Source organism: Gelidibacter gilvus (assembly GCF_004115975.1).
Lineage (GTDB): Bacteria > Bacteroidota > Bacteroidia > Flavobacteriales > Flavobacteriaceae > Gelidibacter > Gelidibacter gilvus.
Genome location: NZ_SDDZ01000007.1, coordinates 66,319 through 82,208, shown reverse-complemented (window position 1 = coordinate 82,208; position 15,890 = coordinate 66,319). Strand labels below are relative to the sequence as shown.

Annotated in this window: 12 protein-coding genes; 10 read left to right on the top strand and 2 right to left on the bottom strand. The window is 40.0% G+C overall.

Features of this window, described 5'->3' with window-relative positions:
- Nucleotides 1-157 precede the first annotated feature (157 nt).
- The 8 genes from ESZ48_RS12490 to ESZ48_RS12455 all read left to right on the top strand — a co-directional run bounded on the left by ESZ48_RS12490 (nt 158) and on the right by ESZ48_RS12455 (nt 7,777).
- A complete protein-coding gene (locus tag ESZ48_RS12490; RefSeq protein WP_129017830.1) occupies nt 158-1,477 on the top strand; it encodes an L-fuconate dehydratase in 1,320 nt (439 codons plus the stop codon).
- 2 nt (nt 1,478-1,479) lie between these two features.
- Nucleotides 1,480-2,256 carry an SDR family NAD(P)-dependent oxidoreductase gene (locus ESZ48_RS12485; RefSeq protein ID WP_190246256.1) on the top strand — a complete coding sequence of 259 codons (777 nt, stop codon included), beginning with the start codon at nt 1,480-1,482 and terminating at the stop codon, nt 2,254-2,256.
- A gap of 242 nt (nt 2,257-2,498) precedes the next feature.
- On the top strand, nt 2,499-3,350 hold the full coding sequence (locus ESZ48_RS12480) for a fumarylacetoacetate hydrolase family protein (protein WP_129017828.1): 852 nt from the start codon (nt 2,499-2,501) through the stop codon (nt 3,348-3,350).
- On the top strand, nt 3,351-4,181 hold the full coding sequence (locus ESZ48_RS12475; RefSeq protein ID WP_129017827.1) for an amidohydrolase family protein: 831 nt from the start codon (nt 3,351-3,353) through the stop codon (nt 4,179-4,181).
- 4 nt (nt 4,182-4,185) lie between these two features.
- Nucleotides 4,186-4,965 carry an L-fucose dehydrogenase gene (locus tag ESZ48_RS12470; protein WP_129017826.1) on the top strand — a complete coding sequence of 260 codons (780 nt, stop codon included), beginning with the start codon at nt 4,186-4,188 and terminating at the stop codon, nt 4,963-4,965.
- Between the two features lie 2 nt (nt 4,966-4,967).
- A complete protein-coding gene (gene fucP, locus ESZ48_RS12465; protein ID WP_129017925.1) occupies nt 4,968-6,296 on the top strand; it encodes an L-fucose:H+ symporter permease in 1,329 nt (442 codons plus the stop codon).
- A complete protein-coding gene (locus tag ESZ48_RS12460) occupies nt 6,283-6,624 on the top strand; it encodes an L-rhamnose mutarotase (RefSeq protein WP_129017825.1) in 342 nt (113 codons plus the stop codon). Before fucP ends, ESZ48_RS12460 begins: the two co-directional genes overlap by 14 nt.
- A 4-nt stretch (nt 6,625-6,628) precedes the next feature.
- Entirely contained in the window at nt 6,629-7,777 is a 1,149-nt protein-coding gene (locus ESZ48_RS12455; RefSeq protein ID WP_129017824.1) for an alpha-hydroxy acid oxidase, read from the top strand.
- Nucleotides 7,778-7,943: 166 nt separating this feature from the next.
- On the opposite strand, the gene ESZ48_RS12450 is transcribed toward ESZ48_RS12455, so the two are convergent.
- Nucleotides 7,944-8,888: a 2-hydroxyacid dehydrogenase gene (locus tag ESZ48_RS12450; RefSeq protein ID WP_129017823.1), complete on the bottom strand. Its 945-nt coding sequence runs from the start codon at nt 8,886-8,888 to the stop codon at nt 7,944-7,946.
- A gap of 125 nt (nt 8,889-9,013) precedes the next feature.
- The gene (locus ESZ48_RS12445) at nt 9,014-9,976 is read right to left on the bottom strand and encodes an endonuclease/exonuclease/phosphatase family protein (protein ID WP_129017822.1); all 963 of its coding nucleotides are present in this window, start codon (nt 9,974-9,976) and stop codon (nt 9,014-9,016) included.
- 670 nt (nt 9,977-10,646) lie between these two features.
- Here ESZ48_RS12445 and ESZ48_RS12440 point away from each other — a divergent pair.
- Nucleotides 10,647-14,090 carry a SusC/RagA family TonB-linked outer membrane protein gene (locus ESZ48_RS12440; protein ID WP_223266441.1) on the top strand — a complete coding sequence of 1,148 codons (3,444 nt, stop codon included), beginning with the start codon at nt 10,647-10,649 and terminating at the stop codon, nt 14,088-14,090.
- 17 nt (nt 14,091-14,107) lie between these two features.
- Complete coding sequence (locus ESZ48_RS12435; protein ID WP_129017821.1) at nt 14,108-15,868, top strand: RagB/SusD family nutrient uptake outer membrane protein; 1,761 nt, start codon at nt 14,108-14,110, stop codon at nt 15,866-15,868.
- Nucleotides 15,869-15,890 lie beyond the last annotated feature (22 nt).

Below are 15,890 nucleotides of genomic sequence, written 5' to 3'. Positions count from 1 at the left end.
CTAATGCAAAAATAGTATTAGTAGCGGTGGAATTATTAGTGGATTTAATGGGATTCATAGTATAGCTTTGGAAGATTATCAAGAAGGTCTAATCGATTGGATAGATTCAAATCGGACAAAATTGCAACCGACCACCTAAAACAATACGTATTAAGAGATGAAAAAACCTATTACCATAACCGAAGTCTTAACCAAAGACGTTCGTTTTCCCACAAGTGATGATTTGGATGGGTCTGATGCCATGAATCCAGATCCGGATTATTCCGCAGCTTATGTCATTTTAAAAACCGACCATCCAGAATTTGAAGGTCACGGCTTAACGTTTACGATTGGTCGTGGCAATGAATTGTGTGTTGCGGCTATTGAATCGCTTTCCCATTTGATCATTGGAAAGACTTTAGAGTCTTTTACTGAGAATATGGGCGATTTTTGGAAGATGATCACTGGCGACAGTCAATTGCGTTGGTTGGGTCCAGAAAAAGGAGTCATCCATTTGGCCACTGGCGCTATCGTAAATGCCGTTTGGGATTTATACGCGAAAGTTGAAGGCAAGCCACTCTGGAAATTAATTTCAGATATGACCCCTGAAGAATTTGTGAAATGTGTCGATTTCACCTATATCACTGACGCTATTACCCCAGAGGAAGCTTTGGAACTTCTTAAAAATAACGAGGCCACCAAGCAAGAACGGATTGACGTGCTGTTGAAGAACGGCTATCCTGCCTACACGACCTCTGCAGGTTGGTTGGGTTATAGTGATGATAAAATGCGCCGATTATGCCAGGAAGCAAAAGCGGACGGGTTTAAACACATGAAAATAAAAGTGGGTTCTGATTTGCAGGATGATATGCGCCGGGCACAGATTATCCGTGAAGAAATAGGAGACGATCTGCAATTGATGATGGATGCCAATCAAAAATGGGATGTGGATGAGGCGATAGAAAACATGGCCTCGCTAAAGAAATTTAATCCGTATTGGATTGAAGAGCCTACCAGTCCAGACGATATTTTAGGTCACGCCAAAATTGCCCGAGCGGTAGCGCCAATAAAAGTTGCCACCGGAGAACATTGCCAAAACCGAGTCATGTTCAAGCAATTGATTATGGCCGATGCCTTGCAGATTTGCCAAATTGATAGCTGCCGTGTTGGTGGCGTCAATGAGATTTTGGCCATTTTGTTGATGGCGGCAAAATATAAAGTTCCTGTGTGTCCGCATGCGGGCGGGGTCGGTTTGTGCGAATATGTGCAGCATTTATCCATGATCGATTATATTTGTGTCAGTGCCACTATGGAAGACCGCATCATTGAATATGTAGATCATTTACATGAGCATTTCTTTGATCCCGTAGTCATCAAAAACGGCGCCTATATGCCACCACAACTCCCGGGATATAGCATCACCATGAAACCAGAATCATTAGAAACCTATAGTTTTCCTAACGGAGCAGTTTGGACTAAAAAATTACAAAAAGCATAATTATGGTATTCAGTTTAAAAGGAAAAACAGCCATCATCACAGGTGGCGGTAGCGGAATAGGAAAAGCCATTGCCACTACATTTGCAAAACAAGGTGCACATGTTTGTATTTTAGATTTCAATGTAGAAAACGGCAATACAACGGTATCGGAAATTGAAAGCGATAAGGGTTCGGCAAATTTTTATCAATGTGATGTGTCCAATCAAGAACAAGTGGAAGATATTTTTAGCGCTATTGCTAAAAACAATGCCATCGATATTTTGGTGAACAATGCAGGAATTGCACATGTCGGAAATATTGAAAATACAAATTCTGATGACTTAGATCGCTTGTACAACGTCAATATCAAAGGTGTTTACAACGGTATGAAGGCGGCCATCCCACATTTTAAAAAGCAGAAAAAAGGAGTGATCGTCAATATGGCGTCCATTGCTTCTTCAGTCGGAATTTCTGATCGATTTGCCTATTCCATGACTAAAGGCGCGGTTTTGACCATGACCTATTCGGTGGCAAAAGATTATGTTGCAGAAGGGATCCGATGCAATTGCATTTCGCCGGCACGTGTGCACACGCCTTTCGTTGACGGATTTATAGCCAAAAATTACCCCGACAATCAAGCGGAAATGTTTGAAAACCTCTCAAAAACACAACCCATCGGACGTATGGGCAAACCTGAAGAGATTGCCCATTTGGCATTGTATTTATGTAGTGATGAAGCGTCGTTTATTACGGGAACCGATTTTCCAATAGATGGCGGATTTATAAAATTGAATGGCTGATTCCCATCCTACTCTTCCCGAAGGGAAGGAGCTCAGACGGGAGTGAAAATGAAATATCGTTTGTAAATATTTAAATTTAAACAAATATTAAATGGTATTGTGAAATGGTTTCCTCCCCTTATTCCAAGGGGAGGTGCCGAAGGCGGAGGGGTTTCTTCGGAAAAACAATCTTTTAGATCTTCTGCCCAATAAAAAATAATAATAAAAAATTAAATAATAGTAATAATAATAATACATCAAAAATGAAACTCATAAGATTTGGGTCGGAAGGCCAAGAAAAACCAGGACTTCAACTAGAAGACAAACGTATCGATGTTAGTGCTTTTGGCGAAGATTTTAACGAAAAATTCTTTGAAACCAATGGTTTGGAGCGTTTGGAAGACTGGTTGAAAACGAACCAATCCAATTGTCCAAACGTTGATGATGCCGTACGATTGGGATCGCCAATTGGCAGACCTTCAAAATTGGTCTGTGTTGGATTAAATTATGCGAAACATGCCGAAGAAACAAATGCCAAAATACCTTCAGAACCGGTATTGTTTTTTAAATCGACAACCGCTATTGTAGGTCCAAATGACAATGTCATCATTCCGAAAAACAGTGTAAAAACCGATTGGGAAGTGGAGTTGGCCATTGTTATTGGTAAGAAAGCATCTTACATATCTGTAGAAGAAGCTGACGATCATATTGCAGGTTATGTCTTGCATAATGACGTGTCTGAACGCGCTTTTCAAATTGAGAGAGAAGGCCAATGGTGTAAAGGAAAAGGTTGTGATACTTTTGCGCCTTTGGGACCGTTTATGGCCACAAAGGATGAAATAAAAGATGCCAACAATCTCAATCTGTGGTTGGATGTCAATGGCGAACGTTTGCAAGATTCATCGACTTCAGATTTTATTTTTAATATCCAACATTGTGTGTCCTATATCAGCCAGTTTATGACCTTATTGCCAGGCGATGTAATTTCAACGGGAACGCCATTTGGTGTAGGATTAGGGTTTCAACCTCCACGCTATTTAAAACCAGGAGACGTCATGCGTTTAGGAATTGAAGGTTTAGGCGTCCAAGAACAAACAGCAGTAGCCTACAAATAAATGCGGATAGATACACATCAACATTTTTGGGGATTTGATCCGCAAAGAGATGCTTGGATTACGGATGACATGTCCGTAATCCAACGCGATTTCTTGCCCGAAGACCTACAGCCTTTATTGCAACAGCAACAACTGGATGGTTGTATTGCCGTTCAAGCGGACACTTCAGAAAAGGAAACCACATTCTTATTGGAATTAGCAGATCAACATGATTTTATTAAAGGAGTTGTCGGTTGGGTGGATTTGTGTAGTGACACTATCGAAGCGCGGATAAACTATTTTTCAAAATACAAAAAGCTAAAAGGGCTTCGGCATATTGTTCAAGCAGAACCCGATGGCTTTATGCTTCGCAAGGATTTTCAACGGGGTATTTCAGCATTGGAAAAATACAATCTCACTTATGACATCTTAATTTTTCCACATCAATTGGAAGACGCCATTAAATTGGTAGAGGCATTTCCGAGGCAAAAATTTATAGTGGACCATGGCGCAAAGCCCTATATCAAAGACGGGAAAATAAAGACGTGGAAAAGTCAGATGGAAACACTGGCAGGTTTTGAAAATGTAGCCTGTAAAGTATCAGGATTAACTACAGAAGCAAATTGGAAGGATTGGGATAACACTACCATGCAACCGTATCTTGATGTGATTTTTAATGCCTTCGGAACCAAAAGAACACTTTTTGGAAGCGACTGGCCCGTGAGTTTATTGGCGGGAACTTATGCCGAAACAATCGCGCTTGTTGAAGATTATATTTCGAAATTTTCAGAAACCGAACAACAGCAAATTATGGGCTTGAATGCCAAAACTTGGTACCATTTAGAAGATTAAACTTATGGATTTAAAACTAAAAGATAAAGTGATTGTTGTTACTGGCGGCTCAAAAGGTATTGGCAATGGCATTTGCAAAGTATTGGTCCAAGAGGGCGCCATTCCTGTAATTATAGGTCGAAATGAGCAGGATGTTATAAAGGCTGTGAACACTATAAAAGACAATGGCGGACAAGCATTTTACGCGTTGGCAGAATTAACAGATCAAGTCGCCTGTAAAAACGCAATGGATAGTGTGATCAAGGAATTCGGTCGTATTGATGGTTTGGTAAACAACGCCGGCGTTAACGACAATATAGGTCTTGAAAACGGGAATTATGACGATTTTATAATGTCCATTCAACGCAATGTCGCCCATTATTATGCCATGGCGCATCACGCGTTGCCCGAGCTCAAAAAGAGTAAAGGCGCAATTGTTAATATTGGATCCAAAACATCGGTTACCGGTCAAGGTGGCACTTCAGGTTATGCTGCTGCAAATGGTGCAAGAAATGCATTGACCCGAGAGTGGGCGGTGGAATTACTGCCCTACAATATTCGTGTAAATGCCGTTATTGTTGCCGAATGTTACACACCATTATATAAGAAATGGTTGGATACCTTCCCAAATCCGGAAGAAAAATTAGCAAGTATTACCAAACATATCCCTTTAGGAAACAGAATGACGACCGACATCGAAATTGCAAATACCGTTGCGTTTTTGTTATCTGAAGTCTCAAGCCATACCACCGGACAGCTCTTGTTTGTAGATGGAGGTTACACACATTTAGACCGCTCTTTATAATGATGAAAAACGCCATAAAACAACCGCTCGTTTCCAGAAACATCTTATTGCCATTTATATTGATTACTTCCCTCTTTGCACTTTGGGGAATTGCCAACGATCTTACAAATCCGATGGTTTCGGCATTTAAAAAGGTAATGCCAGAACTTTCGAATACGCAAGCGTCGTTGGTGCAGTTTGCTTTTTATTTTGGCTACTTCTTTATGGCCTTGCCAGCAGCATTATTCATTAGAAAATACAGTTATAAATCGGGAATTCTTGTAGGCCTATCGCTTTATGCCATAGGTGCATTTTTGTTTTTTCCTGCTGCGAAGTTTGAGACTTTCAATTACTTCTTAATTTCCCTTTGGGTGATGACCTGCGGTTTGGCATTTTTAGAAACCACTTCAAATCCGTTGATTTTAGCATTGGGGCCCAAAGAAACCGCAACCCAACGCCTCAATTTGGCACAGGCATTTAATCCGATAGGTTCTTTAACGGGAATGATCATCGCACAGGTATTTATCATTGATGCCTTGCGTTCGGTTGACTTTACAGAGGAAGCTTACCAAGCCTTATCCAGTTCAGAAATGGCTGCCATTCGGGAAAACGATTTGGGTGTGATCAGTGTGCCGTATATTGCTTTGGGAGTTTTGGTTTTGATCATCATGGTAGCGATTATGATGGTGAAATTTCCAAAAGTGGAAGAGCATTCAAAACTCTCGCTTTCAAAAACCTTTAAAATCTTAATAAAAAATAAAACCTACGTTACAGGCGTGGTGGCGCAAATGTTTTATGTAGGCGCACAGATTATGTGTTGGACCTTTATTTTTCAATATGTTGATAATTTGAATGCGTCATTACCAATCAATGAACAACTCACGGCCACTTGGTATAATGTTGGCGCGATGCTGTTGTTTCTTTCAGGAAGATGGCTTGGTACGCTCTCGATGAAGCGAATTGGTCCTTCAAGATTATTGTTTGTTTTTGGAGTGGGAGGCGTCATAACCACCCTAATTACTGTTTTTGTGGGCGGACATATAGGTTTGTATAGCTTGGTAGCAACATCGCTTTTTATGAGTATTATGTTCCCAACCATTTATGGGATTGCTTTAAATAATATGGGGGATGAAGCTAAAATTGGTTCTGCCGGATTGGTGATGGCCATTGTAGGTGGTGCTTTATTGCCGGTATTGCAAGGCAGTATTTTAGATATAGGCGGTCCGGGTTTTGCCGATGCGAAAATCCTTGGCTACATTCCTGAAGTTAATTTTTCGTTTATCCTCCCACTGATCTGTTTGGCGGTGGTGGCACTTTTCGGATATAAAACCATGACCAATGAAAACGCATAGACACTGTTTTGCACTCGATTTAATAAATGACCCCGAACTGATTCTGGCCTATAAAAAGCATCATGAAAACGTGTGGCCAGAAATTGTCAAAAGCATTAAGGATAGTGGGATTTTGGCTCTAGAGATATATTTGGTTGAAAATCGACTGTTTATGATCATGGAGGTTAACGAGGCCTTTTCTTTTGAAAAGAAGGATGAAATGGATGCCAACAACCTAAAAGTTCATGAATGGGAAGCCCTCATGTGGAAATACCAACAAGCACTTCCAACGGCAAAAGTTGGAGAAAAGTGGTTGTTGATGGATCAGATATATCAATTAAAAGCTTAATCGCATGGAAATAACAATAAACCCAAAATATCCTTCTGTAACCGATTTAAGAAACCGAGCCATGTTAAAAATGCCAAAGTTTGCTTTTGAGTATTTGGATGGCGGTTGCAATGAAGATATCAATTTAGATAAAAATCGCACCGATCTTCAGAAAGTGGAATTAATGCCGCACTACTTATCAAAGTTTGATAGGTCGGATACCAGGACCGAACTGTTTGGGCATACCTACGATGCGCCTTTTGGAATTGCACCCGTCGGACTTCAGGGTCTCATGTGGCCTAATTCTCCAGAGATTTTGGCCAAAGCTGCTTTTGCGCATAACATCCCTTTTATCCTCAGTACGGTGACCACTTCCAGCATTGAACGGATTGCGGAAATTACCGAAGGGCAATCATGGTTTCAGTTATACCATCCTGCGGATGAAAAAATCAAGAGGGATCTGTTGGATAGAGCGGCCAACGCCGGCACTAATGTTTTGGTGATCTTAGCCGATGTGCCTACTTTTGGATTTCGCCCTCGTGACATCAGAAACGGTTTGGCGATGCCGCCTAAAATGAGTTTAAAAAATATTCTTGAAGTGTTTACCAAACCTGATTGGGCCCTTCAAACCTTAATCCATGGCAAACCTGCTTTTAAAACTATGGAGCCGTATATGCCCAAAGACTTGAATATGACGAAGCTGGGAGAGTTGATGGATGTTACTTTTTCTGGTCGCTTAAATACAGATCGGATTGCCTCGATAAGAGAGCAATGGAAAGGTAAATTGGTGATTAAGGGCGTGGTGAGTGAAGAGGATGCAGAAAAAGCTATTGGTCTTGGTGTCGATGGCTTAATCGTTTCCAATCACGGCGGCCGTCAATTGGACGCTGGGCAATCGTCAATTGTACCCATGACCCATTTGGCTGAAAAATTCAAGAATCAAATAAAAATCATGGTCGACTCAGGTTTACGTGGCGGACCGGATATTGCAAGAGCCATGGCAAGTGGCGCCGAATTTACCTTTATGGGCCGCAGTTTTATGTATGGCGTTGGTGCTTTAGGGAAAGAAGGTGGCAACCATACCATTTCACTCATGAAGAGAGAATTCCAGCAAGTCATGGAACAGGTCTGTTGTGAAAAAGTAGAAGATTTACCTCGATTTTTGGTGAAGTAATTAAAGTTGCTAGATTGAAACTATGAGATTCTCAAATTCTGGTGTTGGCGACGTCAGCGATAACTATTGTTGTTTTTTGGCACTAACTTATCTTAAGTCCTTCCCACTATAGAAACTGTTCGGTATTCTAAGTGATAATCGATCTCAATAAAAATATGGGCTTAAATCAATACCCTTTTCCAATATCAACAACATCTACAAGTTGTTCACCGTTTTTCATGGCCTTATAATTAGCTATTATTTTTTTGACTGCCGATTCGGGACTGACACTCCCAGCGGTATGTGGCGTGATCAAGATGCTTTTGTGGCTCCAAAAAGGATGCTGCTTGGGCAAGGGTTCCTCATGAAACACGTCTAAGGCTGCTCCAGCAAGTTGACCGTTGTCAATAGCTTCCAATAAATCGGCTTCCACAAGTTGTTTGCCCCGTCCAATATTGATAAGATAGGCGCCTTTGGGTAATTTATTAAACACCTCGCTGTTTAAAATGCTTTCTGTGTCTTTAGTAAGTGGCAAGGTGCAGACTAAAATATCAGCAGTTTGCAGAAACTCGTTTCTTTGATCTTTTCCGTGGAAGGTTTTAATCTGATCAATATCTTTTTTCGATCGGGACCACCCCGTTACTTTAAAATCGTTTTTTAACATCAGGTTCCCAACAGCCTTTCCGATGGCGCCAATTCCCATAATGCCAATTGTGGTTTCTTCAGGACGTTGGTAGGCATGCGTCTTCCACAAGGCTTGAGTTTTTTGATGAAAATACAATGGCAAGCGTCTCAAATAACTTAAAGATAGAGCCAAAACGAAATCTGCCATATCATCGTGATGCATGGGGTCGTTGACTTTGGTAACGCTTATGTTTTTAGGGACTTTGTTATGCTTGGTAATATGATTGATCCCCGCAGCCATTGAGGCAATAACTTTGAGATTCGGAAATTTTCGAAACGTGTTTTCAGGAGGATGGAATACTAAGACAAATTGTGTTTTTTCTCTTTCAGTGTCGTTGGGATAAGCTTCTACCATAATGTTTGGTGCGTGATGGGTTATGGCTTTTCTCCAATCCTCGATGGTCTCTTCATGGTCGCAAATAATGACTATTTTATCGGTGGTATCCATATCAATACATTTTAGTGTAATTACAAATTTCGACAATATTCCATAGATATTGCTCCTGTTTTTAGAGGAGTGGTTTAAAACGTTAGCCTTTTAATCGATAAAGGACGGATTTTTGAAACGAGAAATCACACTTTAAATTCCACCCACAACTTATAGTGGTCGGAAATCAGCCAGGACAGACTTTGCTTGGTTAATTGACGGTTTGCAAGGGCATAAGGAACAAAGTCATAATTGCCACCGCTTAAAAATTCCATGGATAGTTTTGGTCCCTTGCCTTGGCTGTTGAACCAGGCAATCTGATCGTAGAATTTTGTAGTATTAAAGATAGATCGAGTCACGTCCTTATTTTGGAGTTGGGGAGGAATGTACAGAGCTTCGGAAAGAAATGTTTCTTCCAATAGATCACCACGTGCATCTATATTAAAATCACCCAAGGCGATAAAATCTTGATGGTAGGCATTGAGACTTCCTGCCCAACTATAGAGCCATTTAGCAATCCCTCTCAGTTCTTCAATACGACTTTGCGGATTTTTGCCGTATAGAATGTGTAGGGTCACTAAGATGAAAGTGTGTTGGTTGGATCTAAAGCTTACCGCATAAGGAGATCTCACAAATTGTTTGGACAAGGCGTGTTCTCCAATATTTTCGCCCCATTCTTCGGGCACAACCAATTCGCCCGCCAATCCTGACAAATGTACTCTTCTTGTATCAAATAAGTAGGCCATACGTTCGCCATTGCCGACTTTCCCTTTGTTGACATCCGTCAGAATAAAAGACCAGTTCTTTCCCAATACTTTTAAAGTATCTCTGAGGGCTCTAATATTATCCTTCACTTCCTGAAGGGCAATCACGTCAAAACGACTAATGATTTCAGCAATGCATAAAACGGAATGCAGATCACGTTTAGGTGAATCGTCATCATCCGAATTCCATTTGCGCGTTAAATTTCCAAACGCTCGAATATTCCATGTGGCAATCAAAAGATTCTTATCTAATTTTTTAGATGGGATTTTTGAGTCTAAATCAGCTTTTAACACATTTAAATTGTCCTGGACATCAGAAGGTGGTATGTCGTGTATGGAATTCATAGATTAAATATAATGAAATTAACCACGCTTTAATCACCCTAATTGCGCAGTAGATTTATAATGACCCGATTGAGCATATAGAGAAGGCACTTTTTTAATGATAAAAACCTTCCAAATCAACTTAAAATGAAATCGAAACCGTTTTTAAAATTAAATTAATTTATTAAATAAAACATATTATACATATGGGTTATGCTCGGCAAGCTTTATGATTGGGACTGATATTAATAGAAAATTCATCTACGATAAATCGGTAATTGTAAAAGTTTTTATTCTTCCAACATTGATTTTTAACAATCAAGTGGCCGTGGAAAGCAGGAATTTACTTATATTAGTTAAAATTTTGATAATTTAACATAATATAAGGTTAATTAATGATGGTAATTCAATCCGCTTATTTCAAATAAGTTTCATTAAAATTCCAATGAATTATAAGACGAGAGAAAACCTCATGTGCTTCATTCTTTTTATATGCACATTCTTCAATACTATAAAAATTCTATTGTGTCCCTCAGGTCTGAAGTACCTACGAAAGAAAAGAAAATACTAACAATTAAAAAAAATATGATCATGGTCAAAAATCGAAACTAAAATAAAATGGAACCACATTTTTTATTCTCGACATTACATTAACTATGTACAGCAACTATAACCATAGAAAACGAAAATTATGAATAAATATAAGAATCCGATCCCAGTTTATGATACAAAAATCCTTACGCCCCATTTCTTGCCAATCCTTTTTCTTTTAATTTTTGGAATTCACGCCATGAATGCATCGTCAGTGCATACCAAAGATGAAAAAGATCTGACTATTAAGGCGCTAACCTTAAATGCTTCAGAAAGTTTTCAAAAAAGCAAACCGCTTGCTTGGACGTCAAACCTTACTAAGGTTCTTTTTGAAAATCACTTAACAGACAGAAATCTTCCGAAAAAATTTGAAGTTTCGGAGATTAAAAACGCCCAGGACCTCATTACGGTCACAGGTACAATAACTGAAGCGGATACTGGAATGCCGGTATCTGGAGCGAATATTTTAGAGAAAAACACAACCAATGGTACAATGACTGATTTTAATGGAAACTATTCTATCACTCTTCCTAAGAATGCCATTTTAATAGTGAGTTATATTGGGTTTGCCACTAAAGAAATTAATGTGAATAATTTAAGTAAAATTGATATTGTCTTGGAAACGGATGCTGCCCATTTGGATGAAGTCGTTGTGGTAGGTTATGGAACGCAACGCAAACAAGATTTAACAGGAGCGGTTTCCGTAGTGAAAACGGACGAAATGTTACAACAACCTACTGCTGAAGTCACCAGTCAATTGCAGGGCAGGGTTTCTGGTGTGAGCATTACCGGCGGTGGTCAGCCGGGCCAAGCTCCCCAAGTCAAAATCAGGGGTTCCAATACTTTTGGGAATAATTCCCCTTTATATGTAGTGGACGGGATTCCGACCCAGAGTATAGAAAACATCAACCCTAACGATATTGCTTCTATGCAAGTGTTAAAGGATGCTGCCTCTGCCTCTATTTATGGCTCGCGCGCCGCCAACGGTGTGATTATAATTTCTACCAAAACAGGGAAGGGTAAACTTACCGTAAATTACGATGCTTATTCAGGAAGTCAATTGATCCAACATGGAAATCCATGGGAGATCCTATCCTCCCAAGAAATGGCCGATTTGACGTTTATGGCCATTAGAAATACCAACCCTAATGCTCCAATTAACCATCCCCAGTATGGAAACGGTCCCAATCCAGTTTTACCAAATTATATTGCGCCAGTGGGGGTCAATGAGGTGGATGAATCTCTATACAACGTAGATCCCTATTATACCGATCCAGCACAGCTCAATAGTTTTTATCGTATTGTTGAAGCCAATAAGGCAGGTACCAACTGGTTTCAGGAAATTTTTAATACAGCGCCCATTAACAGCCACAACTTAACGGTGAGTAATGGGGGTGAAAAAGGAAGTGCATTATTTTCATTGAATTATTTTGATCAGAAGGGAACGTTGGAAAACACCTATTTAAAACGCTATACAATGCGTTTAAATACGATTTTCAATATTACCGATCACATAAGGATTGGAGAAAATCTTAGTTTTGCCATTCGTGAAAATCCGCAACTTGGAGCACTGACGGAGGGAAGTGCCGTAGGGATGGCCTTTAGGGAACAACCTATTATTCCGGTGCGCGATATTCGTGGCAATTTTGCCGGATCTTTTGGACAAGGACTTGGAAACGCAAGAAACCCTGTAGCTATTTTAGAGCGGTTAAAAAATAACCGGGGCGTATCAAATAAATTATTTGGAAATATTTTCGCTGAAATTGATTTAGGGGAAAATTTCACTGTTCGGACTACCTTCGGAGGGCAATATTATTCAAATACCTTTAATTCCTTCGCATTTCCAGAATATGAAAACGCTGAAAACAATTCCGTAAATTCTTATACTGAAGGCGCCCAGACCAATTTTAATTGGACTTGGACCAATACCGTAACTTATAAGAACACCTTTGCCGATATTCATAATCTGACTGTGGTGCTGGGTACTGAAGCCTATCAAAATAAAGGACGTGAAGTTGGCGGTTCAACCCAGTCCTATTTTTCTTTTGATCCGGATTATGTAACCTTAGACACCGGCTCAGGCACCCAAACCAATTATAGTTTTAAATATGCGGACGCTCTTTCGTCTATTTTTGGTCGGGTTGATTATAATTTTAACGACCGTTATTTACTTGGAGCTACCATTAGACGGGATGGTTCTTCACGCTTTGCCAATGAACAATACGGTTGGTTTCCAGCAGGAAGTGTGGGATGGGTAATCAGCAATGAGTCTTTTTTCAACTCTAATTGGATAGATGATTTAAAGGTAAGAGCTGGATATGGGGTGATGGGAAACCAAATTAACGTTGATCCCGCGAACTCTTTCACCACATTTGGAGGTAATAATCAAACTTCCTTCTATGCTATTACAGGAAGTAATTCTTCTACCAGTGAAGGTTTTCAGCAAGCGCGTATTGGAAATGTCGATGCGAAATGGGAAAAGAATATCAATGCCAACTTTGGTATAGATGCCGCATTTTTTAATAATAGCCTTCAAATTACTGCCGATTATTATCGAAAAGACGTGAATGATCTTTTATACAATCCTAATTTACCTGCTACGGCCGGATCGGCTAGAGCACCATATGTTAACGTGGGTAAAATGACAAATAGTGGAATTGATATTGACGTATCCACCTATTTAACATTGGCCAAGGATTTGCAGTTTAACACCACTCTTACTTTTACAAGTTATAACAATGAAATAGTGCAAATTGCCGAGGGCTTAAATTATTTCGATCTGGAAGGACGACGGTTTAATGGTAGTTCTATAATCCGTAACGCCAAAGGCGGTTCCGTAAGTCAGTTTTTTGGTTATAAAGTAGAAGGTTTTTGGAATTCGCAAGCAGAAATCGATCAAGCCAATCAGGAAGCCATAGCAAGTACGGGCGACCAGAATACAAGGTACCAATCGGATGTTACGGTAGGCCGTTTTCGTTATGCCGATATCAATGGCGACAATAGGATTACCTCCGATGACCGTACCTTTATTGGTGATCCCAACCCTGATTTTACCTATGGAATCAATTTGGAATTGAAGTACAAGAATTGGGATTTCAGTATGTTCTTATATGGCTCGCAAGGCAATGATATTTGGAATAATGTGAAATGGTACACTGATTTTTACAGCTCTTTTAACGGAGCGAAGAGCCGTACCGCATTATATGATTCATGGACGCCACAAAATACCAACGCTAGCGCACCAATTCAACAAACTGTGGGTTCTTTTAGTTTGGCAGATGTTCCCAACTCCTATTTTGTTGAAGATGGTTCTTATCTCAGAGCAAAACAAATTCAAGTGGGGTACAGTTTGCCTGCATCGGTATTGGATGCCATCAAGATCACACGGTTAAGGTTGTATGTTCAAATGGCCAATGCTTTTACCTTTACCTCATATTCAGGAATTGATCCAGAAATTTCTGGGGGATCAGTAAATTTCGGAATTGATGAAGGCGCATATCCAAACCAGAAACAACTGATTATTGGACTTAACGCAAGCTTATAATTATAAAAATAAGGATTATGAAAAAATATAGAATATTAGTGATAATGACGATTATTTCACTGAGTTTGGGATCTTGTAGTGATGACTTCTTACTTCAACCAGCTTTGGGCTCTTTAAGTGAAGATGTTGTGGCCAGTAAAGCTGGTGTTGAAAAACTACTTATAGGCGCCTACGCTGCTCTGGATGGGCAAGGACTTGGTGGCGGAAACTCGTGGGAATCCGCATCAAGTAATTGGATCTACGGCGCAGTTGCGGGCGGAACGGCCAGCAAGGGCAGTTTTGGCGGTGACCAACCAGCCATTGACCAAATTGTGAAATTCATTTCGAATCCTTCAAATGGGTTTTATAATACCAAATGGATTGCTGCTTATGAAGGGATATCCCGTGCCAACAAAGTATTAAAGGTTCTTCCAAATGTCACGGATTTAAGTGATCAAGAAAGAAATAATATTGAGGGACAGGCTAAGTTTTTAAGAGGACATTATTATTTTGAATTGAAAAAGATGTTTAATATGGTGCCTTGGATTGATGAAAACACTGAAGATCCTAAACAACCAAATAATGTTGATATCTGGCCAAACATTGAGGCAGATTTTCAGTTTGCCTTTGATAACTTACCAGGTAGCCAAGCTGATTTTGGCCGAGCAAATAAATGGGCGGCAGGTGCATATCTTGGGAAAGCATACTTATACCAACATAAATATGCCGAGGCCTCGTCCATATTTACAGAAGTTATAGGGTCAGGGACAAATTCTGCTGGCGAACCTTATAAACTTGTAGCAAAATTTAGGGATAACTTTGATGCTGCCACCGAGAATAATTCAGAGACAGTTTTTGATGTGCAAATGGTAGCCAATGATGGTACCAGTAGCATTGCAAATTCAAATCAGGGTGGAATGCTTAATTTTCCATATAACAGTCCCTTTAGATGTTGTGGTTTCTTCCAGCCAACTCAAGATCTGGTAAATTCATTCAAAACCAAACCAAATGGATTGCCCTATTTGGACAATTATAATCTAGATCCAGTCAAAAGTGACATGGGAGTAAATGCTGATGCCCCCTTTACGCCTTTTACCGGCGCCGTTGACCCTAGATTGGATTGGACTGTGGGCCGCCGAGGCATACCTTTTCACGATTGGGGGAACCACCCTGGGGTGACTTGGATTAGAGAACAGTCTTACGGTGGTCCTTACGCACCTAAAAAGAATATTTATTGGCAAGAGACCCAAGATCTCTATAGCGATCAAAGTTCGTGGGCTCCTGGTACCGCACTCAATGATCATATCATCCGTTTTGCAGATGTGCTTTTAATGGCTGCGGAAGCCGAAGCTCAAAATGGCAATTTAGGTCTGGCTATGGAATATGTCAATCGAGTTAGAGAGAGAGCATCAAACCCTGATGGTTTCTTGAAAAAATACAATGATGATAACAATCCAATGGATGGTTTTGACAATTCTAAAAATGCAGCCAATTATACGATTGGGTTGTATACCTCCGCAGAATTTTCTTCAAAAGAAAGTGCTCTGGAAGCTATTTATTTTGAGCGCAAACTTGAATTGGCTTTAGAAGGACATCGATTTTTTGATTTAGTGCGCTGGGGGATTGCTGAAAAAACCTTAAACGCATACTTCCAATATCAAGGCGAGTTGACCACCGATGTAAGGGGAGGACGATTCATTTCTGGAAAGAGTGAATATTATCCTATTCCGCAAGCTCAAATAGATTTAAGCTTAAACAACGCTGGAGAACCTACTTTAACTCAAAATCCTGGATATTAGGTTGAGGATTTAAATAACACCT